Genomic DNA, 24,345 nt, shown 5'->3' with positions numbered 1-24,345 from the left:
CCAATTCCGTAACGATTCTTTATATGTATATGTATTTTTTTTATTCGTTATAGTACATCTTTTTACTAGAATACGGCTCGTTTGGCTACGCTAGAAAAAAACCGGAGGCAAATTATGACAGAAAAATTTCAAGCATTTGTCGTTAACGAAAAAGACGGACAAGTTGACGCTACTTTAGTCCAACAAGATTTCACTACCCTCAACACTGAGGGTGTCATTGTTAAAGTTGCATACTCTTCCTTAAATTTTAAAGACGCTTTAGCAACACAAGCTAAAACTGGAGTTGTCCGAAGTTATCCCTTAACTTTAGGAATTGATTTAGCCGGAACTGTAGTTACAAGCAATGATAGTCGCTTTGTAAAAGGAGATGAAGTTCTTGCAACTGGTTATGGCTTAGGTGTATCTGCTCCTGGTGGTTTAAGCCACTATCAAAGTATCCCTGGCGACTGGTTGGTTCCTCTACCAGCGGGTTTATCTTTAAAAGAAAGTATGGTATACGGCACAGCGGGTTTTACCGCTGCACTCGCAGTAGAAAAAATCAATCAAAATATCGCTAAAAATAAGCAAGTACTTGTGACGGGAGCTTCTGGTGGTGTCGGTAGTATTGCAATTGCACTATTACACAAGTTAGGCTACGAAAAAATTGTCGCAGTCAGCAGAAAAGATGCTGCAACTGACTGGTTGAAAACTATCGGTGCAACCGAAATTATCACGCCTGATGCCTTAATCCCAGAAAAAATACGTCCTTTAGCCAAACAACAATTTTCCGGTATCATCGATACAGTCGGTGGTGACCTTTTGGCTGCTCTTTTGCCACAACTTGACTATGAAGGTGTAGCAGCTTTGTGCGGCAACGCTTCAGGTATTAAACTGAACACGACGGTTTTACCTTTTATTTTACGTGGTATTAAAGTCTTTGGTATCGATTCAGTCAACCAACCCATGCCTATGCGACAAAAAATTTGGAACTTATTGGCTACCGATTGGAAAATTTCTTCACAGTTGAAAGTTCAAGAAGCCCCTCTTTACGATGTGGGAGCTATTACACAATCCTTGTTAGCTGGCAAGCACGAAGGCCGCAGTATTATTTCGATGTAAAAGGAGTTTATTATGCGCATTTTGATTACCGCTGGTGGTACATCTGAAAAAATTGACGATGTCCGCTCGATTTCAAACCATTCAAGTGGTCGTTTGGGTGTTGCAATTGCCAACGCATTTAACGCTGAGGTGACCACCATTGACTACGTCACAACGAAAAATGCACAAAAGCCTGAAGGTGACCTAATTACGCTGCATTTTATTAATGACACAAAAGAGTTAGCAGACACGCTAACAAATTTATTAACAACACATTCCTATGATGCGGTTATTCACAGCATGGCCGTTAGTGATTTCACCCCTGCGACAAGTTTGTCTGAAGAGCAACTACAAACCGCTTTAACTGGATTACTCGCAAAAAATAATGGGGAAAGTATCTCGGCTGCGGTTTTAAAAAACTGGTTGGCAGAACTTGAATCCGATGCACACCAGGATAAGAAAATTTCTTCGGATACGGATCATTTGTTCTTAATTTTAAAGAAAAATCCTAAAGTAATTCACTTAATTAAAAAATTGCAGCCAGAAACACTATTAGTTGGCTTTAAGTTGCTGGTTGACGTTAGCTTTAATGCCTTATTTGATGTAGCGATGAAAAGTATCCAAAAAAATAGTGCCGACTTTATCTTAGCTAACGATTTAACAGAAGTTGGTCCAAATGAACATCATGGTTATTTAATCGCCAAAGATGGCAGCTACACAGAAGCTGCTACCAAAAAAGAAATTGCACAGTTAATAAAACAAGCGATTACTACTGCAAGGAAAAATAAATAAAAGGAGCAAACTATTATGCGTCAAAAACATATCTTACTGGGCATCTCTGCCAGCATATCTGCATACAAAGCTGCCGATTTAACCAATGAATTAACCAAACGCGGTTATGCCGTCGATGTTTTGATGACTCAAAACAGCACTAAATTTATTACGCCCCTCACGTTACAAACCTTATCAAAACGCCCGGTTCACACTGACGTTATGGTGGAACAGCGCGCGGATTTAGTCAATCATATTGCGCTTGCTAAGCGGGCGGATTTATTATTAATTGCACCAGCTACAGCAAATATTATTGGTAAACTTGCCAGTGGAATCGCAGATGACATGGTGACGACTGTAGCCATGGCCCTTGAAGTTAAAGTACCTAAATTAATTGCACCGGCAATGAATACTTACATGTATCAAAATCCAGTAACACAAAAAAATCTTGTCACATTAAAAGAGTTCGGGTATAAAGAAATAGAGCCTCGGGAAGCTTTACTAGCCTGTGGCGATTTTGGTCGCGGAGCTTTGGCAACCAATGAAACCATTGTCAAAGCTGTAGAAGCAACACTAAGCCAAAGGAGTTTATAATGAAAAACAGCAAAACTTTTGATCTTGTTTTAACTGCACTTTTTTTAGGTATCATGATTTTAATGAGCCTGGTACCCTTTTTAGGTTTTATTCCCATTGGTCCTTTAAATGCCACAATTTTACATGTGCCGGTTATTATCGGTTCCATTATTTTAGGACCGCGTTTGGGAGCTTTCCTTGGTTTTTCAATGGGCCTTATGAGTATCTATAATGCCACGACCAGACCTAATCCACTATCTTTTGTTTTCTCTCCTTTTATTAACGTGATTGGAACTAATCATGGGGATTGGAAAGCTTTGATTGTCGCGATTGTTCCTAGAATTTTAATCGGGGTTGTCCCATTTTTTGTTTATAAATATGGGCGTCGCCTTTTAAAAAATAAAGCCGATAGCGTTGCTTTATTTATAGCTGGTGTTAGTGGCGGACTGACCAATACTTTGTTGGTAATGAACTTCATTTATTTTCTCTTCCAAGAAAGCTATGGGACGTATGTTGGACAAAGCGGGCAAAGTCCTAACTTTTTATATGGTGCCATTTTAACTGTCATTTTCACACAGGGAATTCCAGAGTCAATTGTAGCCGGTGTCGTGACCGCAGCAGTTTGTGCTATTTTGTTACGCTTAACTAAGAAAAACCGTACCGAAATGTATTAACGAGCTGATTTTTTTAGTACGTCCTTACTCATGAGAACTACTTATCAAATTTTTACTTATTACGACAAAAAAACTGGGCAAAAAGTTAGTTAACTTTTTGCCCAGTTTTTTTGCTATTTTTCTTCACCAATAATGCGGACTTCTGTTTCCAAAGTCACGTCAAATTTTTCTTTGATTGTTTTTTGTATATATGCAATTAATTCCACATAGTCTGTTGCAGTGGCATTATCAATATTCACGATAAAGCCAGCGTGCTTTTCAGAAATTTGGGCCCCGCCCCATTTCAATCCTTGCAGACCAGCATCTTGAATTAATTTACCGGTAAAATGTCCGGCAGGTCGTTTAAAGACGCTTCCACAAGACGGATATTCCAACGGTTGCTTTGCCTGACGTAAAGCGGTCAATTCATCCATTCTTGCTTTAATTTCATCGTGATTTCCTTTTTTTAATTGGAAACGAGCATTCAAAATAATCGCACCTAAATCTTGTACGGCACTGTGACGATAGGAAAAATTCATCTCATTATGATCCAACGTCTTGATGATACCATCAGCAAACAAAACATCACAGCTTAAAAAGACATCTTTGATTTCTCCGTCGTAGGCACCGGCATTCATGAATACCGCCCCACCAATACTCCCAGGAATTCCACTAGCAAATTCAAAACCAGCCAAATTTTCTTTTAGAGCAGCATAAGTCGTATCGATTAACTTTGCACCCGCTTGTGCTTCTACCACAGTATCTGTGACAGAAACTTTTGTCATCTGACTCAGCATTATGACTAAACCGCGAATGCCCCCGTCTCTAACAATTAAATTACTGGCATTGCCTAATACTAACCAAGGAATATCCTCATTACGGCAATAATCTACCAAAGCTTTCGTTTCTTCCGTGCTTTTAGGAAACGCTAAAACATCAGCCGGTCCACCAGTTTTGGTAAACGTATAATTCATTAAAGGTTCATCTAGTAAAATACTAATTTCAGGAAAAGCTTGTTTAAATTCATCTTTCATGAAAAATTTTCCTCTCTTTTAAAAACATCCCACTTATTTTAGCACGCAAAGGCATTTCTTGCCACCTAAGCTTCCTAATTAATTGCCATAGGTTGCTAAAAGTTCTGCACATAATTGGTGGCTCAAGAGAACCTTTTCTTGCGATAGGGGCTGTTTTTCTTTAACAGCAGTTAAAAATTGGGTTACGAGTGCTTCAAAGCCACGCTTAAATAACGTTGTTTGCCAATCATCACCACTTAACTGCAGCGTTCCTTGTTGTTTTAGCTCGGTTAAGTTTGTTAAGTTTTCTAAAATCAATGTTTTACTTGGGCTCGTAACCTCATAACGTTCATAGTTTGCGCCACTTTTTAAATCCATGGTTAGCGTTGCACTCGTTGTTTCACTGGCTAGCAACATGGTAGCATATTCTAAATTATTCTGACTCACTTGTAAATTACCATAAACCAACCGCGGTGTTCCTGGCATTAAATAAACGGCTGTATCTACCAAATGTAAAAATAAATCATAAACTAAAAATTCCGGCGTGCCACTTCCGGCCAAACGATTTTTTTGCAAGTGGAGCTGTCGTTTTTCAGGTAAATCTTTTAGTAGGTTTACAAGTGGTGCATAGCGCCGATTAAATCCTAACATTAAAATCAAATTTTTAGCTGCTGCTAGCCGATAGAGTTCTTCTGTTTGTCGATAGTTTTCTGTTAATGGTTTATCAACAAAGACATGAATCCCGTTTTCTAAACACGTTTTCACTAAGTCGTAATGACTTTTAGTGGCACTATGAATCAAACAAGCTGTTATATTTTGAGCTAGTAATTGCTCCAAACTTTGATAAACATGCTGAAAACCAAAACGCGCTTGTAACTCTTCTCTAACCTTTTTATTGCGGGTTGCAAAATAAAATGTCGCTTCGTCTTGTTTTTTTAAATAAGTTGGCAAATAAGCTTTCTGGGCGATATTACCAATTCCAATGACACCAATTTTCATTAAAACACTTCCTTTAGTGGCCTTTCCTTTCATCTTACACCATTTTTCGCTAAAATAAATAAGAATGTTTATTTGATAAGGAGGAAAAATTTTGAAATTAGTCTCTTGGAATGTTAACGGCTTACGAGCTGTGATGAAAAAGAATTTTATGGATGTTATCGCAGAATTAGATGCAGATTTTTTCTGTCTACAAGAAACCAAGTTGCAAGCAGGACAAATTGAAATGGACTTACCCAATTATTATGAATATTGGAATTATGCTGAGAAAAAAGGGTATTCTGGTACAGCTATTTTTGCAAAAAAAGAAGCGCTAAATGTCAGTTATGGAATCGGCATTGATCACCATGATTTAGAAGGACGGGTTATTACGTTAGAATATCCCGAGTTTTACTTGGTAGATTGTTATACCCCCAACTCACAAAACGAATTAAAACGGCTTGATTATCGCATGACGTGGGAAGATGATTTTCGTAACTATTTAGTAAAATTGAATAAAACAAAACCTGTCATTTTATGTGGTGATTTAAACGTCGCCCATGAAAATATCGATTTAAAAAATTGAAAAACCAATCATAAAAATGCTGGCTTTACCAATGAAGAACGTGGTAAATTCACAGAGCTTTTAAACGCTGGTTTTATTGACAGCTTCCGCTACTTTTATCCTGAGCTTGAGGGTGTTTATTCTTGGTGGAGCTATCGTTTTAACGCCCGTAAAAATAATGCAGGTTGGCGTATCGACTATTTTGTAGTCTCCAAAGATCTAAAAGACAAAATGACTGATGCCAAAATTCATACTGAAATTTTTGGTAGTGACCACTGTCCAGTTGAATTGGATTTAAATTTTTAATTTGTTTTAAAAAGGCGACCAGGCGTTTGCTATTGTCGCCTTTTTTGTGCTACATTACACGAAGAAAGGGCGGGTAATATGAACTTTATTGCAATGGATTTTGAAACAGCCAATCACGAAAAACACAGTGCTTGTTCTTTGGCATTAGTCATGGTGCGCAACAGTAAAATCGTAGGGGAATATTATTCCTTAATTAAACCAGAAACACCTTTTTTCTGGCGCAATATTCAAATTCACGGGATTCATCCTGAAGATGTTGCAAATGCCCCCAAATTTCCCACCGTTTGGGAAGAAATTTCCCAATATTACAATCAAAACAGCCTGATTGTGGCCCACAACGCGCCTTTTGACAATGGCGTATTAGCCGGATGCTTAGATTATTACGGCTTAGAAAAACAACCTTATTTATCTTTATGCACAGCACGTTCTAGTCGTAAATTGTATCCGGAATTTCCCAATCATCGTTTAAATACCATGTGTGAAATGTTGGACATTACCTTAGAAAATCATCACGACGCTTTAGAAGACAGTCGCGCTTGTGCTGAGATTTTATTACGACAAGAAGCACAATTTGGCACCGATCCTTTAAAAAAAATGGTTACAATCAAATAGACGTGACGTTTTCTTTGCAGCAACAAGCTGCCTGAAAACGCCGCGCCTTTTTATTACTTTCAGCATCTGATTTACAAAATATCAATCAATCAATCGTGCCATCAAATAAGCAGAAACAAATTCATTTTGTGGTGTTAAAAAGCTTCTTTGCAGCTTTCCTTCAACTACAAAACCGTATTTTTGATAAAGATGATAGGCTCTTTGGTTACGAGTTTGAACAGTTAACTCTAAACGGCGAATGATACCAGAATCTTCAGCCCACCAAATAATTTCTTCCATCATCGCAGCACCTAAGCCCATGCCCCAAAATTCTTTTAAAATTGAAATTCCTACCTCACCAATATGGGCGATTCGGGGGTTTTCTTCTGCCATAACAGAAGCAGCGCCAATAATCTTTTCTCCTGCCAATGCCACGAGGGATAAATTATTTGGACTCTCTAAAAAGGCTGCTAATTGTCTGGCTAGTTGCTCTTTAGTTAAGGAAAGTCCCTTTTCGTCCATAATCAAAAAATCTGTTTGACTGCCAATTTCCTTCATCACCTGTAAAAGCTGGGCTGCATCGTTTGGTTGTGTAGGGCGAATAATTACATCTACATCTGTCATTATTTTGTCTCCCAGTTTTGTAAAATTCGGTTTAAAAATGCTTCGCTCTGATTCCCTACTGCTTTAAATTCTACTTGACGCGCAAACTGATCGGCGTCAATTTTCGTTAATATTATTTCCAAATAGTCTACCGGCAAAGCATCCCCTAGTAATTGGCCCCATTCGACAATCGATAAGCCACTTCCTTCAAAATATTCTTCCAAGCCCAGTTCATCGGCTTCTTGGCCTACACGATAAACATCCATGTGATAAAGAGGTAACCGTCCATCTTCATATTCTCGAATAATCGTATAAGTCGGACTTTTTACCATTCGATTTATTCCCATGCCTTGTGCAATTCCTTTGGTAATCGTGGTTTTTCCTGCCCCTAATTCTCCTGTCAAAATAATGACATCCCCAGCAATTGCACTAGCACCAATAACCTTACCTAATTTTTCTGTTGCTAAAAGATCTGTTAAAGCAATCATGATTGCTCCTCCTAACCAATAAATATCTTAATTTTAAAATATAAGCTTTGCTTAGTATAACTGGCTAAAAGTTAGATTGCAAAAGCAATGCAAAAAATTGCTAACCATAACAAAAGGACAACATAAATAAAATTACCTCAATACCAACTATCAAAAATATATTTTAAAGGTTACGCTCCATATTTAAGTTTTCTTTCTTATTGTCCCACAAACTGCTTTTTTCACAGATGTTAAAAAAAGAAGTTAGAAAAGTCAATTTAACTTTTCTAACCTCTTTTATGAATCAATTTTTATTTTGCAGTATTTAATGTTTGGGCAGCAGTGATAATTGATAATTTATAAACATCTTCTTCATTGGCGCCACGAGATAAGTCTGACACAGGTTTATTTAAACCTTGCAAAATTGGTCCAATCGCTTCAAAGTTACCGAAACGTTGCGCAATTTTGTAGCCAATGTTGCCAGATTGTAATTCAGGGAAAACAAAGACTGTAGCTTTACCTGCAACATCTGAATCTGGTGCTTTTAATTGACCAACTGCAGAAACGTAAGCCGCATCAAATTGTAATTCACCATCTAAAATAATATCTGGTGCCATTTCTTTTGCGATTTTTGTTGCTTCCACCACTTTATCTACTTCTGGAGCTTTAGCTGAACCTTTTGTTGAAAAGCTTAATAATGCAACTTTTGGATCGATATCAAATAATTCTGCAGTTTCAGCGGATGCTACTGCAATTTCAGCTAATTCTTGTGAAGATGGGTTAACATTGATGGCACAATCTGAGAATAAATATTTTTCTTGGTCGCGACCACGAACCATTAAGAAAGCTCCACTTGTCCGGCTGACGCCTGGTTTCGTTTTAATGATTTGCAATGCTGGACGCACAGTATCCCCGGTTGAATGAATCGCACCAGAAACCATACCGTCAGTTACGCCCATGTAAGTTAACATTGTTCCAAAGTAGTTCACATCTTTTAAAATTTCTTCAGCTTGTTCTTTGGTTGCCTTACCTTTACGACGTTCAACAAAGGCTGCTACCATTTTATCCCAATCAGGATAATCGTCAGGATCTAGGATTTCAAATTGATCAATTGTGATACCACGAGCAGCGGCAGCTTTTGCCACTTCTTCTTTGTTACCAATTAAAACAGGCGTAATTAATTCTTCTGCTTTCAAACGTGCTGCTGCGCCTAAAATACGTGAATCAGTTGCTTCTGGAAAAGCAATTTTAATGCCACGACGTACAATTTTAAATTTTAAACTATCAAATAATTCCACCGGAATTACCTCCTGTATTTTTTGTCCTCCTCATCATACACTATTCACAAAAAAAAGAACAGTTCTTTTTGCTGTTACAGTAAAAAGGCACGGTTCTTTGTTCTTGATTTCACATAGTCGCTCTTTTATTATATAACAGCAACCGCTTTATTATTACACTGTATTATACAGCATTGGGATCTTTTGGCAACTGCCAATTAATCGGTGCTTCGCCAAACTTGACTAAAGCATCATTGGCCTTTGAGAAAGGTCGAGAGCCAAAAAAACCACGATGAGCTGATAAAGGACTTGGATGGGGGGACGCAATAACAACGTGACGTGTTTGATCGATCATTTTAATTTTTTCTTGCGCACCTTTTCCCCACAAAATAAAAACGACTGGTTTTTGCCGCTCGTTTAACTTTTCGATAATTTTATCCGTCAGTTGTTCCCACCCTTTGCCGCGATGGGAATAAGCTTGGCCTGCTCGTACCGTTAAAACTGTGTTTAATAGTAAAACGCCTTGTTTGGCCCAGCTGGTTAAATACCCATGATTTACTGGCGTCACATTTAAATCACTCTGCAATTCTTTATAAATATTTTGCAAAGACGGTGGTATTTTAATCCTTGGTTGCACGGAAAATGATAACCCGTGGGCCTGGTTTTCTCCGTGATATGGATCTTGTCCCAAAATCACCACCTTGACATCTTCATAAGGTGTCAGCTCTAATGCTTCAAAAATATGATACATATTTGGATAAATTTTCTGAGTTTGATATTCTTGTTTCAAAAATTTTCGCAACTGCAGGTAATAAGGTTGCTCAAATTCCGGTGCTAGAATCTCTTGCCAACTATTATGAATAATTGCTTTCATTACTGCCTCCTAAATTCATTGATAAAGCTGCAACAACTTAGAGTAAGTACTGCCACTGCCTTTATTATTAGACTTTAAACCACTCAAGGTTATTGTAGCGCAATTGTTAGGGATTGTCTTTGAAACCGCCACATTTCCCTGTAAATCTGTGTTAAACTAAAGACAAGTAATTTATAAGTAAAAAATTCTAACGCAATCTTTGCGTCAGATTTTTTAAAGGATGGTGCCGATTTTTTTATGATTAAATTAATTGCCTCTGACATGGACGGAACTTTATTAAATTCCCGCATGCAGATTTCAGTTGAAAATATTGCGGCGATTAAATATGCCAACGAACACGGAATTGAATTTATGGTGGCAACTGGCCGCAACCGCGAAGAGGCTCTGCCCGCACTAGAACAAGCCGGTATTAAGTGTGCCATGATTAACTTAAATGGTGCGCAAGTTTTTGATGCTGAGGGCAACTCTTTATTTACGGTTCCGATTGCTCTACAAACGGTGGCAGAAACACTAGATCTTTTGCGAACAGCAGATATTTATTACGAAGTAGCTACAAATGAAGGTCTATATTCTGAAAGCCAAGCGCGGCGGATTGAGAATTTCTCTGAACACATGGCCGAAATGATGCCCCATTTAACTCACAAAATGGCAATTGCCATGACTTCTGCTCAACTAGAATTTTTACCTGTACAATATGTTACAGATATTAAAGACTTATTAGGAAAACCAGATTTTGAAGTTTTAAAAATTATTTGTTTCCATAAAGACGGTCCCGCTGTCTTAGGTCCAGTTGCAAAAAAATTAGATGAAAATGAACAACTTCACGTTACCTCTTCTGGTCAAAATAATATTGAAATTAATCATCGCGATGCGCAAAAAGGGATTGCCGTGGCCCATGTTGCAAAAGAGCGGAATATCCCTTTAGACCAAGTGATGACAATTGGCGATAATATGAACGATCTAAGTATGATTCAAATGGCTGGCGTGAGTTTTGCTATGGGAAATGCTAAGATCGAATTAAAAGAAGCTGCCAAATACTTAACTGAAACCAATATCGATTCTGGGGTTGGCAAAGCCATTATGCGAGCAATCGACGAGAATTTGGCGTAAACTTAATTTGATACGATAAATTTTTAGCTACTTTTTGAAGGAGGCGCTAGAATGTCTGAATTTTTCATTCAAGACAAACAGTTGAGTTCCATCACCCGAACCATTGTCAAAGACGAAAAAGGAAAATCTTTGTTTTTATTAGTGGGTCGTTGGGGAACAAAAGGTGATGCCCTCTCTCTTTATAAAATGAATGGTGAACTTGTGGCCAGCATCAAACAAATTAGTTTTACCTTTGGTACCCGTTTTGAAATTTATAAAAATTTTGAAAAAGTGGGGACCTTACAAAAGATTTTTCGTTGGCCGGGGGATTTTTATTACATTCAACAACTCCATTGGACAGTACAAGGTAATATTTATCAACATCAATATAGCATTCGTCATTTTAATCATCTGATAATGCGAATGGATAAAGCCACGTTGTTTTCTGGTGATTATTATGTCCTTGATGTGAGAAACGATGAAGATGCGCCTGTTTGCATTTGTATTGCGGCCATTATGGATTACTGGCTGTATAATCGGAGTAAAACCCAAAAGTTTGATTATCGCCTAACACCCAATTGTTAAAAAAGGAATGTACAACAGCTACGCTGTTAGACATTCCTTTTTTAACTCTTTTCATTTTCTTTGTGATACTTATCTTTTGAAAAATTAGGACAGTTGTCTATTTTTGAAGTAAAAGATACAACACCTTAGCATTTAATCAACATCTGCTAGTTGCTTTACCACCTGACAAGGAGAACCATAGGCCAAAACATTAGCCGGAATATCTTTTGTTACAAGGCTACCTGCTCCGATGACACTGTTTTCGCCAATGGTCACACCCGGTAAAACAATTGTGCCGGCTCCAAGCCAAACATTTTTTTTAATAATAACGGGTAAATTAAACTGCGCTTTTTGTAAACGGAGTTCCGGTCTTAAAGGATGCGTTCCCGTACACAATGTAACATTTGGCCCAATCATTACATCATCTTGAATTTCAATTTTTGTATCATCCACTAAAGATAAGCCAAAATTAGCATAGACATTTTCACCAATTGAGGTATTTTTTCCCCAATTTGCAGCTAATGGTGGTTCAATATATGATCCTTTACCAAAATTGGCCAGCAGTTGGTGTAAAATAGCTGTCCTCTCTTGTTGCTTACTAGGTAAAGTATGGTTAAATTGAAATAACAAATCACGATATAAAGCCTGCTCTTTTTGTAATTCTGGTGTTTCAAAATAAATCTCACCTGTCTGCATTTTCCTGCTTAAAATGGAATCCATCACGATTTTCCACCTCCACTTAACGCCTTACGCAAGAAAGGCTTTTTCTTATATAAAAAGATTCCCGCCAAAATTGCCAACAATAAAATGCTTAGTAATTGAAATGGAGCAAATAAATTTTTTGTTCCCGAAATAAACTGTAATGCACTCAAACCAAAGGGTGCAATAAAATTGCCTAAGTTACAACCAATTAAAATAATTGATGTCGCTGCTGTCATTTTTGTAGGTGTAGCATATAGATTTAAGGAATTGTAGATAAACGGAAAAATTAGACTACCGGGAATTCCGCTGATAAAGTAGCCCATTAAGAGTAAGGTAAAATTATTTTCAGAAATTGCAATTAAAAATGTTGCACATGCTAACAGGGCTAGCCCAAGATACAAACACTTTTCACCTAGTAGGTGATTAAAAAAGCCAAATAATGAACCGGTTACAATTCCAATTAGCGGCATTACAGCTAAGAAGGCTGAGGCGTTGTAGTTTGCACCTTTGAGATTGGTTACCATCGTAGGAAATCGAACGCCAATTGCCACAAAGGTCATGACCAAAAATAAAGCAAACAAAGCTAACAAATATACTGAAAATTTTAATTCCCCCTGCTGTTCGTGGGATTCTTTTTTTACTTGTTGGATTTCTGGTACAAAAATCGTAAACAAAATTAGAATAGGAAAAGCCAATAAGTACACAGTAAAAGCAAAGCGCCATCCAAAAGCCATCATGAAACCAGCTAGTAAAGTTAACCCGGCATTTCCGATATTTTCCGCTGCACCTCGGTACCCTAACAAAGCTGCCCGCTCTTGCGGTTCATTTTGGAATAATAAGTTAATGATAGAAACCGCCAATGAATTAAACAAGCCAAATCCCGCTCCCAAAATAAAGCGGCTAATCAAAAGTAAAGCATAACTGTCAAGTACTAACGGCGCGACGCCTCCCCCTAGTCCAACTAAGAGTAAACCTAGTTGGACTGTTTTTTTTGTACCGATTTTTTCGGCTATGAGATTGGAAAGGATTACAAAAATTACCACTGCTAGTGCGGGCAATGTAGCTACTAATTCAACTTGTGTCGTCGTCATCCCAAGTGCTTTTTGCATTTGGGGCAGAGCGCCATTTATTGACATTGCACTTGTTAATAACAGAGAAATTGCTAAAATCGATAAACGGGTCATAAGGCTATTTTTATTAATCATCTATTTTCCCCCTAAACTTTCTTCAAGTGAATAAACGTGGTTTGAAAATCACCGTAAAAATCCGGTACATTCACACCCAAATTCATCAATTCATCACCAAAATAGCGTTGTTTGGTGATCTGTTCTTCATAACATGCGTTTTTGTCTAACCCTGTTAAAAAGACCTCGTGAAATACCGGTTGGGCATTAGCTAAAGTTCTCGCCATTAAAACCACGGCTTCTGCTTGATCACAAGAGACAAACATCCAAGCGGTTAAATTTCCTTCAAAGGGACTGTTCAAGCGATAAAATTCGCCAAATTGAATCAGAGGACGAATTTTTTGATAATAGTCTACTTGTTCTTTTACAATGAGTTTTTCTTCTTCTGATAGTTCGGTTAAGTCCAGTTCATAACCAAAAACGCCACTCATAGCTACATCGCCGCGGGTCTTTAGAGAAGTAATTCGTCCTGTCTGATGATTTGGAACAGCTGAAACATGCGCGGTCATAGAAGAAATCGGATAAGCCAAACTAGTACCATATTGAATTTTCAAACGTTCCACTGCATCTGTATTATCCGTTGGCCATGATTGGGGCATGTAATACAAGAAACCAGCGTCAAAACGGCCCCCACCACCTGAACAGCCTTCCCATAAAATTTTAGGATAGCGAGTAATTAGATTTTCAATTAATTCATAAACACCTAAGATATGCCGATGTGACGCTTCACCTTGTCTTCTTTCAGAAAGAGCAAGGGAATAAACATCAGATAAACTGCGGTTCATATCCCATTTAATATAATCAATTTCTACTTCATCTAAAATTGCACAAATCTGTTGTTCAATGTTTTGTCGAACCTCTTTTCTTCCCATGTCTAATAAATGCTGATCACGTGAAGACGAAGGTGTTCGATTGGGCTCTTGCATTAAATAATCCGGATGTTTTTGATAAAGCTTCGAGTCAAGTGAAATCATTTCTGGTTCAAACCATAAGCCAAACTGCAGACCTTTTTTATGAACATAATCTGCAATTCCTTTTAGTCCCTCTTTCAACTTTCCTTCATATTCAAACCAGTCTCCTAGTGAGGAATTATCAGAATCTCGATGACCAAACCAACCATCATCTAAAACAAACATTTCAATTCCTAGTGCTGCTGCCTCGTCAACAATTTCCTCGATTTTTTTACTATCAAAATCAAAATAAGTCGCTTCCCAATTGTTAACCAAAATTGGGCGTTCTTTGTACTGATGCTCTCCTCTAGCAACTCGTTCTCTTAGCAGATGATGGAGCGTACTACTCATTTTATTTAACCCTTGATCTGAATAGGCTAAAATTACTTCTGGAGTTTGAAAGGATTCGTTGGCCGCTAACAACCAAGAAAAATTATAATCATTAATTCCTACTAATACCCGCAACTGTTCAATCTGGTCTTTTTCGAGTTGAAAGGCATGATTCCCCGAATAAACAAAATGCATACCAATAGCTGGCCCGCTAAATTCTGTTGTATTGTGATTGACCAAAGCAATAAAGCTGTTCATATGATGGCTAGACGCACCTCGACGGCTTTCAAAATTTTGGATCCCCCCATGAATTTTTTCACGACTAATTTGTCGCTCTTTTAGATGCGCCCCTGGTAAAGAAATGACTTCATCGTAGTGACCGTCATTGCGAAAATCCAATTGCAAAGAAGCAATTTTTTCTAATGTAATACTTTCATCTGTTTGGTTGACTACGGAAACAGAACGCGTAATAATTGGTCGCTCGTGATAAATCGTATAAGTCAAATTTAAATATATTTCTTGCAGACGATCTTTTAACACCACGATTAAAGTCGTTGCTTCCTTTTCAGCCATAACGTAAGCCTGTGGTAAGCCTTCTAACTTTGGTTTACCCGTTTTTATTTGATAATCAAAATAGCGAAAATCATGTAAGTTTGATCCATTTTCTCTGCGAATAATGGTAGCTGGTAAGCGATAATCCATGCTCCCGTGAGTTGAGTACTCTTGCGGTAAAGTATCTTTTGAGTAAGCCCTTTCAAGATTACCCGGTACATTTCCTGAAAAACCGCGATCTCGTCTAGGATAGGTCTTGTGTCCGCTGTAATGTTTCATCGCTTTACCAAAATATAGATGATTTAAGACCCCGTCCTCTTCGATTTTAATAATGTAAGAGATTTCATTATTGTGTAGATGAAAAGTTTGTGTTGTTTCACTCAATGTAATAAAGTTCTGTTCCATAATTTTCTCTCCTTTTGTCTTGTTGTTTACCTTATAATGTTTACTAAACATAATTGTCAAGAGAAAAATAAAAAAGGAAAAACTTTTTATGTTTTTCCTTTAGCCTTCATTTGGAATAAAACTTTCTCGAACGACCAGTTTTGAGGGGAACGTCATAATGACTGGCTCTTGACGCTGCCCTTCTATTCGCTCTTTAGCTAAACGTACTGCTGCTTTGGCAATTTCATTTGCGCTAATGTGTACCGTTGTTAAACTTGGCGTTAAAAATTCGGCAATTTCAATATCATCAAAACTGGCAATTTCAACATCTTTACCTACGATTAATCCAGCTGACTGTAAAGCACGATACACTCCGACTGCCAACGGGTCACTTCCAACCAAAATAGCTGTTGGTAACTTTTCTTCTTCTGCCAACCACTCATCCATCATGCGTTTACCTTCCAACGGTTCCCACAGTCCTATTTTGCTTTGCGGCATTAATTTTTTGGCTGTTATAAAGGATTGATAAGCCCGTAACCTTTTTTCATTTTCATCGTATTTTTTTTCACCTTCTTCATCAATCGCAATATTGAAACCGCCAATATAGCCGATACGACGATGTCCTTTTTCATAAAAGAGTTGCAAGACGCGCTTTGTCATTCGCTCAAAATCAGCATACACCATGTCTACCTCCTGATTGATATCGGGGTTATCAATCACAACGATGTTTCTATTTTGTTTTAGCAAACGGCGAACAGCCTGTTCGGAAACAGTTCCCACCACAATGATCGCACCTAATTTATCAAAATCCTGCCACGCTTTGGGATTATCCTCCAAATTATAAACGCGGTTCATTCCAATGTGTAAACGTCGAGCCTCTTGCTCTAACCCCATTCTTAAGGCATTAAAATAGGGATCATCCAATTCTTTTTGGCGACTAGTTGATGTAATCACACCAATTGAAGGCAATCTTTTTTTCACATATTTTCTTTTATCCATATTATAATCAAGTTCTTTAATGGCTATATAAATACGTTCTTTTGTCGCTGCTGCTACTGATAATGTTGGATCACTGTTCAATACTCTTGACACTGTGCCAGGACTTACGCCTGCTCGTCGTGCCACATCCCGAATTCCTACCATAGCTTCTACTCCTTATAATTGTTTACTAAACAATACCCAACATTTAATTATTCGTCAATCAAAAAAAAGACCGCTGGTTTATTTTCAGCGGTCTTTTTTTACGCAATTGGTTTTTGCATATGTTCATACTGGTGACCAGCGATCATTGTTTTTGCTACTGTTTTAAAGCCATTTCGTTCATATAATCGTTTTGCACCCGGATTTTTCACGTCCACGCTTAAACCAATGACATCTTCGCCATCGCGTTTTGCAATTTGTGGGAGTGCTGCCAATAGTTTACCACCAATCCCTTGTCCCCGAAATTCAGGTGCTACAGAAATAGAGTCTAAATACCATTCTGGATCAATAGTTTCTGGATCGGTAAAAAGGCGTGTATCTTTTGGGATCCCAAATTTTTCCAGCAAAGTGATTAACGGTTCATCAATCATTTTTTCTTCACTGGCAGGATAGCCATAAGCTACTCCGGCAACTTTGCCATCAACTTCTTTTACCAAGGCCCGTTTATAGCCATAACGGTAATCAGGAATGGCCACACTTTCTTCTAAGAGTGCTAATGTTTTTTTTGCTCCATATTTTTGTACAAAAGGCAACTCCATATCCTCTAAAATTACTAAGACTAAAGGTGCTATCGCAGCAGCATCAGACTTTTTTGCATAACGTATCATGTTATCAACCTCCACTAACAAGCTTAACACGGCTAAAATATTTTACCAAGGGAGCTTTTACAAATTTATCAAAAAAGCATGTTATACTTCAAGTTAAAGCAGTATTTATAAAGGAGAGATTTCCATGAACATTTATTACATGTCAATTTCTGGCAACACCCGTGCTTTTGTGACAAATTTACAAAAATATGCCGCGCAACAACATGAAATAGACACTAAAAATCCGACAATTACGCTACAAGCAGTCGACGATAATACATTACCAGAAGTGATTACTGAACCTTTCTTTGTCTTTGTTCCTACTTATTTAGAAGGAGGAAATGGTGTTGATAATGGCGATCAAGAAATTTTAACAGAAGCCTTACGAGAATACATTGCCTATGAAGAGAATGCCAAACATTGTCTTGGCATTGTCGGCAGTGGGAATAAAAACTTTAACCGCCAGTATTGCCTGACAGCCAAACAGTACGCAACACAATTTGACTGTCCATTTCTAGCTGATTATGAATTGCGAGGCACACCAAAAGATGTAGCCCGAATTTACGAAGTTTTATTAGCAGCTACAAATTGATCTTTTTACACCGAGAAGAAAAGGATAAAACTGTCTTTTCTGATTTATAAAAGAAGTATCATTTTTTACAGGAAAAAAATTGATTTGACTACTTTGGCATTATCTGACTTTTTACCTGTCCAACTTCACGGATCGACCTTTTGGCAAAAACCGAAAGTTACAAAAATGCAAAAGCTATTTTAGCAAGTTTTAAGCCGTTGGCACGGACTGAAGGATTACTTCAGCTTTTCTTAACGGCTTAATGGTCGGCTAGATAAACAAAACCACGTGTTTACTATTTTCGCTTGGCTAAAAAGTTCCACTCCAAGTACGCCTCCTTGGTCCTATTTTTAGTCCCTAAAAAATATAAAAAGTCGTAAAGTTTACAAAAATTTGAATGAATTTTTGTAGACTTCCGACTTTTTGTTTTAAATTTTTTGTTTCTGATGCTTAAAATATAAAATCCATGCCTGTTTTGCTAAAAAATTTAAATAATGGGCTAAAACATACAAGACCATTATCACTGCGATTGCGGTCTCTATTTTTGCCAAATGTTCAATTACGATAACGCGATAACCCATTGCTGTTAAAAAACTCCCTGCACTGCGGCTGGCAAAGGCTGAGATCGCCAGCGGAAATGTAAATGCTGCGTAGCTAGGATAAAATGGCAACCGAATCATTTTTATGACGTGGAAAATGATGAACCAATACAAAATCTGTGATAAAATCAATAGACCAACGACTAGAGCTATATTCGGTTTGAAAAAAGCTTTTAAATAGCCGGTTAGTTCCAAAGAACCCGGTGCCGCAATAATGGTAATCAGGGGAAGTGTTGCCTCGGCCATATTTTTAAATAAAAAGACGCGATGAATAATAAAAGGCAGTAAGACCAAATAAAAGAATAGTCCCACCCAGAAATTCAACTGCCCGATTTCTGGAAAGAAGTTACTGCTGGTAACTGAAATGACACCAATACCTACGTAAACAATAAACCAGCTTGGATACAGATGATCTATTTTAACGCTTGGTTTAATTAGAAAATGATAGGTAAAGTAAGTCATCAAATAATAATGAATTAAAATTGCCAAAAGCCATAGATATTTTACATAAGGTGCAATTGCTTGAATTTGCAGTAAATAGGTACATAAGACCATTGTTCCCATCGTGAATGTTGGGGATACAGACGCAATGATGGGATCTTGTAAACTGGCATGGGCATGGCTAAAAGTTAAAACTAGCTTTAGTAAGATTGCAACAAATAAAATTCCGGCAATAAGACCTAAACTATTGCCAAAAAAGTTTAAGCCATACGTTTTTAACACGTTACCGCAAGTCGCTAAACCCAAGATTAATCCGCAAATGGGAATAGGAATGATTTTTAGAAAGTCTCGCACTTTTGTTCCTCCTAATTGTAATAAAAAGATTGTTTACTTTCTCACTAGTGAGTTCGTTATTAGTATAGTGATATTTTGACTAAAAGAAAAATAAATAGTATAAATACTTATTATTAGTTTTTTTAATTAAAACGGAGGTCCTCTGATGTTACATCTGTTACACACCTTTGTTTCTGTCTATGAGACGAGAAATTTTACCCATACTGCCGAAGATCTGTTTTTGTCACAACCAACTATCTCAGCACAAATAAAAAAATTAGAAGAACATTTACAAGTGGAATTATTCATTCGCAACGGCAAACAAGAAATCATCCCCACCAAAGAAGCTGTTTTCTTATATCCCCGTGCGTTACAAATTATTGAAGAGTGGGATGACACGAGTCAACGTCTTAAAAATCAAGAAAATTTCCGCCTCCAATGCATTATCGGCTGTTCTCATACTTGTGCTGTTTATTTTGTTCCTAAATTAATCCCATATCTCGTCAAACAATTTCCAAATGTTGATTTTTCTATTAAATTGATGAATTCAGAAGAAGTCGGCCAGCAAATGGCTCAAAATAAAGTCAGTATTGGTTTTATTGAAAAACCAGAACGCAATGAGGCCATCAATCAAACAGCTATTTATGAAGATGAATTAGTTTTGGCTGGAAAAGAAGACTCTCCATATTGGCTTTTACGGGAAAATGAATCGGGTTTACGTTTTTATAATGAAATTTATTTGCGGGAAAATAATTTATTGCCGCAAATTTTATATGTGGATAATAATGAAGCCATCCTAGCCTTATTGCGTGAAGGATTTGGTCGTTCAATTATTTCAAAACTGGCTATTTCCCATGATATTGCCTACGAAGCAATTCACGAACATCATTTACGCCATTTTTATTTATTGACCCATAAAGCGGTTTTTAAAGACGTTTTACGCGAGATTAGCGCCTACATTGAAATTCTCGTTCCTCATTTATTGGAAAATAAAGTTTTTTAAACCTAAGATAAAAAGCTGGCCGAATCTTTATTTACTAAAAAGATTTCAGTCAGCTTTTTTATTTGCTTTATAAAAAATAAGTATCATCATAACTTTTTTGTAATTATTAACTATTTTTCCCAGCTAGATAAACCTTCATGACATTTTCCGTTAAAAGCCCAATGTTATGTAGTGTTGTTTCTTTTACCATGGCATTTTGTAAAGAAAGCGGCTTCGTTTGAATGGCAAAAACTCCGTCAAAATGATATTCAATCCCTACTGTATGATCTGGGCGTGCGCCACAAAAAGCAACAACTGCTAAGTTATGCCGCCGAGCTAGACGCGCCATACCTAAAGGTACCTTACCTTGGGCAGTTTGCTCATCAAAACGACCTTCACCGGTAATGACAAATTTACAATCTGCCATTTTTTCTTCCAGCTTTAGCATTTGCGCAATGGTTGGAAAACCAGGCTGCAACATGCCCCCGGCTAATAATAGTCCACCACCAATTCCTCCGGCTGCCCCACTGCCAGAGAAGGCATTAACGTCAATTTTATCTTGAAATTTTTTTTGGACACATTTTGCGCCTGCTTCCAATTGCGCTAAAATAGCTGGTGTGCCTCCTTTTTGAGGGCCAAAAATATACGTAAAGCCATGAGCGCCCGTATAAAAATTACTCACATCTGTTAAACCAATTATTTTTTTTGCCGTAAAATTTGGTAGTCTTACAGCTTGCAAAAAGTCTTTGCCTAAAAGTAAGGGATTTTTTGAGGGAATATCTTGTTGATTAAGTGCCGCTAACATGCCCAAGCCGCCATCGTTTACACCACTTCCCCCTAAGGAAACATACACTTGTTTTGCCTTTTTTAATGCCGCTAAAATTACCAGACCTAAACCATAGGAATGTGCTTTTTGAATTGTTTTTTCACTAGGGGTGATCTGGGTTAGACCAAGAATTTGAGCAGACTCAATGATAGCCGTTTTGACGCCAGCGATTTCAGTTAGCCAATACTTACCTGTAATAGGCTGACCTAATAAGTCAATTGTAGGAACTGCTATTTCTTTGCCTGTAAAAGCGGCCGCTAAAATAGCCATGGTACCTTCACCACCATCGGCTATTGGTACATTACAACTTGCTATGCCCATTTCTGTCAACTTCTGACAGACGGCTGCATTTAATTCTTGTGAAGTAGCACTGCCTTTATATGAATCAATTGCCACCAACGCCTTCATTAAATCAACTCCTCCTATCACGCTTCATACCTGTGAAAAATCTTGCCATTAAAAACCTCAAAAAAGTAGCTATATTTTTTTTATACTCTTTTTTGATTCACTCTTTTCTTTATTGTAGAAAAAAGCTGCGATTAAAGCAAAAATTTGACAATTCTTTATTCATTTTGCTTCAGATTAGTAGCAAGTCCTCATTAAGTAGAAAAACAATGAAAGAATGAAACGATTAATAAAGCTTTTCTTTGTGAAAAATTTACAATTTCTTTTCTCAGACAAAAAAATGGAAAAACGTAGCAAAAGCATTGCTATATTTTTCCATTTTTGATTATTTGCCGATTGGCCAAAAGTTATCTTTTGTTCCTTGTTCCATTCCCATTAAAAACTTCTGCCGCACATCTGGATAAGTTTTAGCAATATTTTCAACAAAAATTTTAATTTCTTCCCGTTTTGTTTTTTTATCCGCTGGACAGGGATTAAAAATGACAGGCAATGCTTCTCTTTTGACAAAGCGAATAATTTCTTGCTCTGGGATATAAAGCAGCGGACGAATCAAAGTAACTTCTGTTTTAGATAAATAACTTTTCGGCTCAAAACTATTTAACTTGCCATGAAAGAGAAAATTCATAAAGTACGTTTCAATCGCATCATCCAAATGATGCCCTAACGCTACTTTGTTACACCCAAGTTCACGAGCTTTGTTATACAAAATTCCTCGGCGTAATTTGGCACATAATGAACAAGGAGACGCCTCTTTTCGCACATCAAAAACAACCTCGGCAATTTTAGTGGGAACTACTTCTAATGGGTACCCTAGCTGTTGACAAAATTCTATTAGTGGTTGTAAATTAACATCTTCAAATCCCATGTCTAAGCTAATTGGGACAATTTCAAATGGAAAACCAAGCCGCTCTTGCTTTGAAATGGTATCCAGAAAATACAACAAGCTGGTGCTATCTTTGCCCCCACTTAGACCAATTGCAACTTTATCTCCTGCTTCAATGAGTTGATGGTTTAAAATCGCACGCCGGATGGGATTGTAATAAAGTTGATTGTCTTTTTTCTTAAAACTCATACTAGCTCCTTATCAATCGACTATTTAAAAAAATCAGTTTTTAAACTATATTGCTTACCAGCTAAAATATCGTATTGAATTAACCGATAATCTTCATAAACGTCTTTTTTTGCGCCGGTAAGTGTTAAATTTTTCTGCCAATTTCCTTGTTTTAAATACATATTTTTTTCAAAAGCTGGCAATGTTTCTTCCAACTTCAAAAGCATAGCATAATAAGGTGTGACACCAAGACCTGCTTGCAAAAGTAAATTAGGCGCAAAATAAAAAGGACTTGTAATAACATCATGCTGATTACTTTTTGCTAACTTTTCGGCTGAATCAAAAATCAAAAACTGCGTTTCATGTAGGTTCGTACCACTATTTGCTTTTTGAATGGCATCTGAATATATCCCTGGCAGATGATCCCCCCAAAAAACGATAAGGGTTCGTCGCGGCAATTTTTTCAGCGCTTCAGTAAAACTTTGCAATGCCTCAGCGCTATAGGCAATATCTTGTAAGTAATTGGCAATGGCTGAGGTATTTCCCTCTGCGTTTACTTGATAGGGAATATTTCCATATTTATTTCCGTAAGGCATATGGGTTTGCATTGTCACCAAGTGAATAAATTGAGGCGTTTTTCCCTTTTTTAAAATGGATAAAATTTCGTCATAAGCTGACTCATCGGAGATATAGGGATTATTTTCAATTTTATTTTGGTATTTCATTGTATCTTGGTCTAAAAAACGGTCAAAGCCTAAAATTTTATATACATCTTTGCGCTTGTACATTGATGTGTCATAAGGGTGAATAGCGATTGTTTGATAACCTTGTTCTTTTGTTAACGACACAATGGAAGGTAATTGCTGTAGTTTAGGAACAAGTAGCGTGTATGGTGTTGTCATTTGGGCATTTAATAATTCCATACTAAAACTGGTTAAAGCTTCGAATTCAATATTGGCAGTGCCGCCACCATAATTTTGCGATAACATTTTTCCACTATACGTTTTATTGGCCACTGCATAATAATCAGCCAATGGTTCACCGCTATATTTTACGCCTTTTAAATGTGCTGGATCAGAGAAACTTTCTGACATCACGTAAATAATATTCGGTTTTTCTTCGCTGCCTTTTTCACCTTGGTATTTCTTTACAACTTCTGTGACTTTCTCTTTAGAATAATCTTTTGGCTTAGTCATTGCTTCTACTCTTAAATTATATAAAAAACCGCCAACAAAACCGACATTATAGTAATTCATTTTTTGCGAATACGGAATCCAAAGAGCCGTTTTATTGTATGCCTTTCTTAATAAATTGTCATTGGAGTTAAAATGACTAGCATAAACTAAAAAAGATAAACTAAGTAAAAAGACAACACCGCGAATGATTTGCTCGGTAAAAGACAATTTACGGCTGCGATAAATACTGTAACCTAGTGCAATAACTGCTACAAAAGTGGCAAGGAGTGCCATCAGAAAGACTGGCCAACCCACCAGATCTTTTAAAACACCTAATTGCCCTAACATCTTTAAATCATCGGGATAAATAGGTTCTTGTCTGGCGGTCATTTTTTGTAAGTCAGCAAAGCCTAAAAGTCCAATGGCGATACTATAAAATATGCCCCCAAATAAAAGCGAACCTGCAATTGTGGCAAAAATGCCATAGACTGCCAGTAAAACCAAACTACCAAGGAAAAATTTGGCTGTATGCCAAGAAAAAGCAAATTTCAAAGCTAAATCCAGCGATAAATTATTTTGACACCACTGCAAATATAAATTACTGATGATGATCAGTAAAAAAACGGCCACACCAGCTAAAACATATTTCATTTTTTTCATGAAGAAACCTTCTAT

General features: G+C 37.2%; 24 protein-coding genes and 1 pseudogene. 10 read left to right on the top strand and 15 right to left on the bottom strand.

Going from position 1 to position 24,345, the window contains the following annotated elements; genetic code table 11:
- The first annotated feature begins 114 nt into the window (after positions 1–114).
- The 4 genes from JZO76_RS02000 to JZO76_RS01985 are packed head-to-tail and all read left to right on the top strand — an operon-like array spanning position 115 to position 3,095.
- Positions 115–1,098 (top strand): YhdH/YhfP family quinone oxidoreductase, encoded by a 984-nt coding sequence (locus JZO76_RS02000; protein ID WP_206902505.1) that lies wholly within the window; start codon positions 115–117, stop codon positions 1,096–1,098.
- Between the two features lie 12 nt (positions 1,099–1,110).
- A complete protein-coding gene (coaB, locus tag JZO76_RS01995) occupies positions 1,111–1,869 on the top strand; it encodes a phosphopantothenate--cysteine ligase (RefSeq protein WP_206902504.1) in 759 nt (252 codons plus the stop codon).
- Positions 1,870–1,884: 15 nt separating this feature from the next.
- Positions 1,885–2,442 (top strand): phosphopantothenoylcysteine decarboxylase, encoded by a 558-nt coding sequence (gene coaC, locus JZO76_RS01990; RefSeq protein ID WP_206902503.1) that lies wholly within the window; start codon positions 1,885–1,887, stop codon positions 2,440–2,442.
- Positions 2,442–3,095 (top strand): ECF transporter S component, encoded by a 654-nt coding sequence (locus JZO76_RS01985; protein WP_206902502.1) that lies wholly within the window; start codon positions 2,442–2,444, stop codon positions 3,093–3,095. The genes coaC and JZO76_RS01985 overlap by 1 nt, the downstream gene beginning before the upstream one ends.
- Before the next feature lie 113 nt (positions 3,096–3,208).
- On the opposite strand, the gene murB is transcribed toward JZO76_RS01985, so the two are convergent.
- Both murB and JZO76_RS01975 read right to left on the bottom strand, forming a co-directional pair.
- Positions 3,209–4,108 (bottom strand): UDP-N-acetylmuramate dehydrogenase, encoded by a 900-nt coding sequence (gene murB, locus JZO76_RS01980; protein ID WP_206902501.1) that lies wholly within the window; start codon positions 4,106–4,108, stop codon positions 3,209–3,211.
- A 78-nt stretch (positions 4,109–4,186) separates the two neighbouring features.
- Positions 4,187–5,086, bottom strand: a complete 900-nt coding sequence (locus JZO76_RS01975; protein WP_206902500.1) for a Gfo/Idh/MocA family protein — start codon at positions 5,084–5,086, stop codon at positions 4,187–4,189.
- Positions 5,087–5,177: 91 nt separating this feature from the next.
- On the opposite strand from JZO76_RS01975, the pseudogene JZO76_RS01970 reads away from it, so the two are divergent.
- A pseudogene (locus JZO76_RS01970) lies at positions 5,178–5,933 on the top strand (exodeoxyribonuclease III).
- A 78-nt stretch (positions 5,934–6,011) separates the two neighbouring features.
- Positions 6,012–6,545, top strand: coding sequence for a 3'-5' exonuclease (locus JZO76_RS01965; protein WP_206902499.1), 534 nt, complete (start codon positions 6,012–6,014; stop codon positions 6,543–6,545).
- A gap of 81 nt (positions 6,546–6,626) precedes the next feature.
- Here the strand turns inward: JZO76_RS01965 and JZO76_RS01960 are convergent, their stop codons facing one another.
- The 4 genes from JZO76_RS01960 to JZO76_RS01945 all read right to left on the bottom strand — a co-directional run bounded on the left by JZO76_RS01960 (position 6,627) and on the right by JZO76_RS01945 (position 9,745).
- Positions 6,627–7,148, bottom strand: a complete 522-nt coding sequence (locus JZO76_RS01960) for a GNAT family N-acetyltransferase (protein ID WP_206902498.1) — start codon at positions 7,146–7,148, stop codon at positions 6,627–6,629.
- Positions 7,148–7,615 carry a tRNA (adenosine(37)-N6)-threonylcarbamoyltransferase complex ATPase subunit type 1 TsaE gene (gene tsaE / locus JZO76_RS01955; protein WP_206902497.1) on the bottom strand — a complete coding sequence of 156 codons (468 nt, stop codon included), beginning with the start codon at positions 7,613–7,615 and terminating at the stop codon, positions 7,148–7,150. The genes JZO76_RS01960 and tsaE overlap by 1 nt, the downstream gene beginning before the upstream one ends.
- Before the next feature lie 290 nt (positions 7,616–7,905).
- Entirely contained in the window at positions 7,906–8,892 is a 987-nt protein-coding gene (gene pta, locus JZO76_RS01950) for a phosphate acetyltransferase (protein ID WP_206902496.1), read from the bottom strand.
- A gap of 163 nt (positions 8,893–9,055) precedes the next feature.
- Positions 9,056–9,745 carry a uracil-DNA glycosylase gene (locus JZO76_RS01945; RefSeq protein WP_206902495.1) on the bottom strand — a complete coding sequence of 230 codons (690 nt, stop codon included), beginning with the start codon at positions 9,743–9,745 and terminating at the stop codon, positions 9,056–9,058.
- Positions 9,746–9,982: 237 nt separating this feature from the next.
- On the opposite strand from JZO76_RS01945, the gene JZO76_RS01940 reads away from it, so the two are divergent.
- Positions 9,983–10,855 carry a Cof-type HAD-IIB family hydrolase gene (locus JZO76_RS01940; protein WP_206902494.1) on the top strand — a complete coding sequence of 291 codons (873 nt, stop codon included), beginning with the start codon at positions 9,983–9,985 and terminating at the stop codon, positions 10,853–10,855.
- Positions 10,856–10,906: 51 nt separating this feature from the next.
- On the top strand, positions 10,907–11,419 hold the full coding sequence (locus JZO76_RS01935; protein ID WP_206902493.1) for an LURP-one-related/scramblase family protein: 513 nt from the start codon (positions 10,907–10,909) through the stop codon (positions 11,417–11,419).
- A 132-nt stretch (positions 11,420–11,551) separates the two neighbouring features.
- On the opposite strand, the gene JZO76_RS01930 is transcribed toward JZO76_RS01935, so the two are convergent.
- The 5 genes from JZO76_RS01930 to JZO76_RS01910 all read right to left on the bottom strand — a co-directional run bounded on the left by JZO76_RS01930 (position 11,552) and on the right by JZO76_RS01910 (position 17,308).
- Positions 11,552–12,118, bottom strand: a complete 567-nt coding sequence (locus JZO76_RS01930; protein WP_206902492.1) for a sugar O-acetyltransferase — start codon at positions 12,116–12,118, stop codon at positions 11,552–11,554.
- On the bottom strand, positions 12,118–13,305 hold the full coding sequence (locus JZO76_RS01925) for an MFS transporter (protein WP_206902491.1): 1,188 nt from the start codon (positions 13,303–13,305) through the stop codon (positions 12,118–12,120). The genes JZO76_RS01930 and JZO76_RS01925 overlap by 1 nt, the downstream gene beginning before the upstream one ends.
- A gap of 11 nt (positions 13,306–13,316) precedes the next feature.
- Positions 13,317–15,521: an alpha-galactosidase gene (locus tag JZO76_RS01920; RefSeq protein WP_206902490.1), complete on the bottom strand. Its 2,205-nt coding sequence runs from the start codon at positions 15,519–15,521 to the stop codon at positions 13,317–13,319.
- A 99-nt stretch (positions 15,522–15,620) separates the two neighbouring features.
- Entirely contained in the window at positions 15,621–16,643 is a 1,023-nt protein-coding gene (locus JZO76_RS01915) for a LacI family DNA-binding transcriptional regulator (RefSeq protein ID WP_206902489.1), read from the bottom strand.
- A 98-nt stretch (positions 16,644–16,741) separates the two neighbouring features.
- Positions 16,742–17,308 (bottom strand): GNAT family N-acetyltransferase, encoded by a 567-nt coding sequence (locus tag JZO76_RS01910; protein ID WP_206902488.1) that lies wholly within the window; start codon positions 17,306–17,308, stop codon positions 16,742–16,744.
- 124 nt (positions 17,309–17,432) lie between these two features.
- On the opposite strand from JZO76_RS01910, the gene nrdI reads away from it, so the two are divergent.
- On the top strand, positions 17,433–17,879 hold the full coding sequence (gene nrdI, locus JZO76_RS01905; RefSeq protein ID WP_206902487.1) for a class Ib ribonucleoside-diphosphate reductase assembly flavoprotein NrdI: 447 nt from the start codon (positions 17,433–17,435) through the stop codon (positions 17,877–17,879).
- A gap of 407 nt (positions 17,880–18,286) precedes the next feature.
- Here the strand turns inward: nrdI and JZO76_RS01900 are convergent, their stop codons facing one another.
- A complete protein-coding gene (locus JZO76_RS01900) occupies positions 18,287–19,252 on the bottom strand; it encodes a TDT family transporter (protein WP_206902486.1) in 966 nt (321 codons plus the stop codon).
- Positions 19,253–19,397: 145 nt separating this feature from the next.
- Here JZO76_RS01900 and JZO76_RS01895 point away from each other — a divergent pair, with 145 nt between their 5' ends.
- Positions 19,398–20,234 carry a LysR family transcriptional regulator gene (locus JZO76_RS01895; protein WP_206902485.1) on the top strand — a complete coding sequence of 279 codons (837 nt, stop codon included), beginning with the start codon at positions 19,398–19,400 and terminating at the stop codon, positions 20,232–20,234.
- A 106-nt stretch (positions 20,235–20,340) separates the two neighbouring features.
- On the opposite strand, the gene JZO76_RS01890 is transcribed toward JZO76_RS01895, so the two are convergent.
- The 3 genes from JZO76_RS01890 to JZO76_RS01880 form a co-directional block, all read right to left on the bottom strand.
- Complete coding sequence (locus JZO76_RS01890; protein ID WP_206902484.1) at positions 20,341–21,447, bottom strand: glycerate kinase family protein; 1,107 nt, start codon at positions 21,445–21,447, stop codon at positions 20,341–20,343.
- 322 nt (positions 21,448–21,769) lie between these two features.
- A complete protein-coding gene (locus JZO76_RS01885; RefSeq protein WP_206902483.1) occupies positions 21,770–22,516 on the bottom strand; it encodes a tRNA lysidine(34) synthetase in 747 nt (248 codons plus the stop codon).
- Positions 22,517–22,536: 20 nt separating this feature from the next.
- Positions 22,537–24,330, bottom strand: a complete 1,794-nt coding sequence (locus JZO76_RS01880) for an LTA synthase family protein (protein WP_206902482.1) — start codon at positions 24,328–24,330, stop codon at positions 22,537–22,539.
- Positions 24,331–24,345: the final 15 nt, after the last annotated feature.

Origin of the sequence: Candidatus Enterococcus myersii, assembly GCF_017316025.1 — a bacterium.
In the GTDB taxonomy this organism is placed as follows: Bacteria; Bacillota; Bacilli; order Lactobacillales; family Enterococcaceae; genus Enterococcus_C; species Enterococcus_C montenegrensis.
This window is presented reverse-complemented; position numbering and strand designations above follow the sequence as displayed.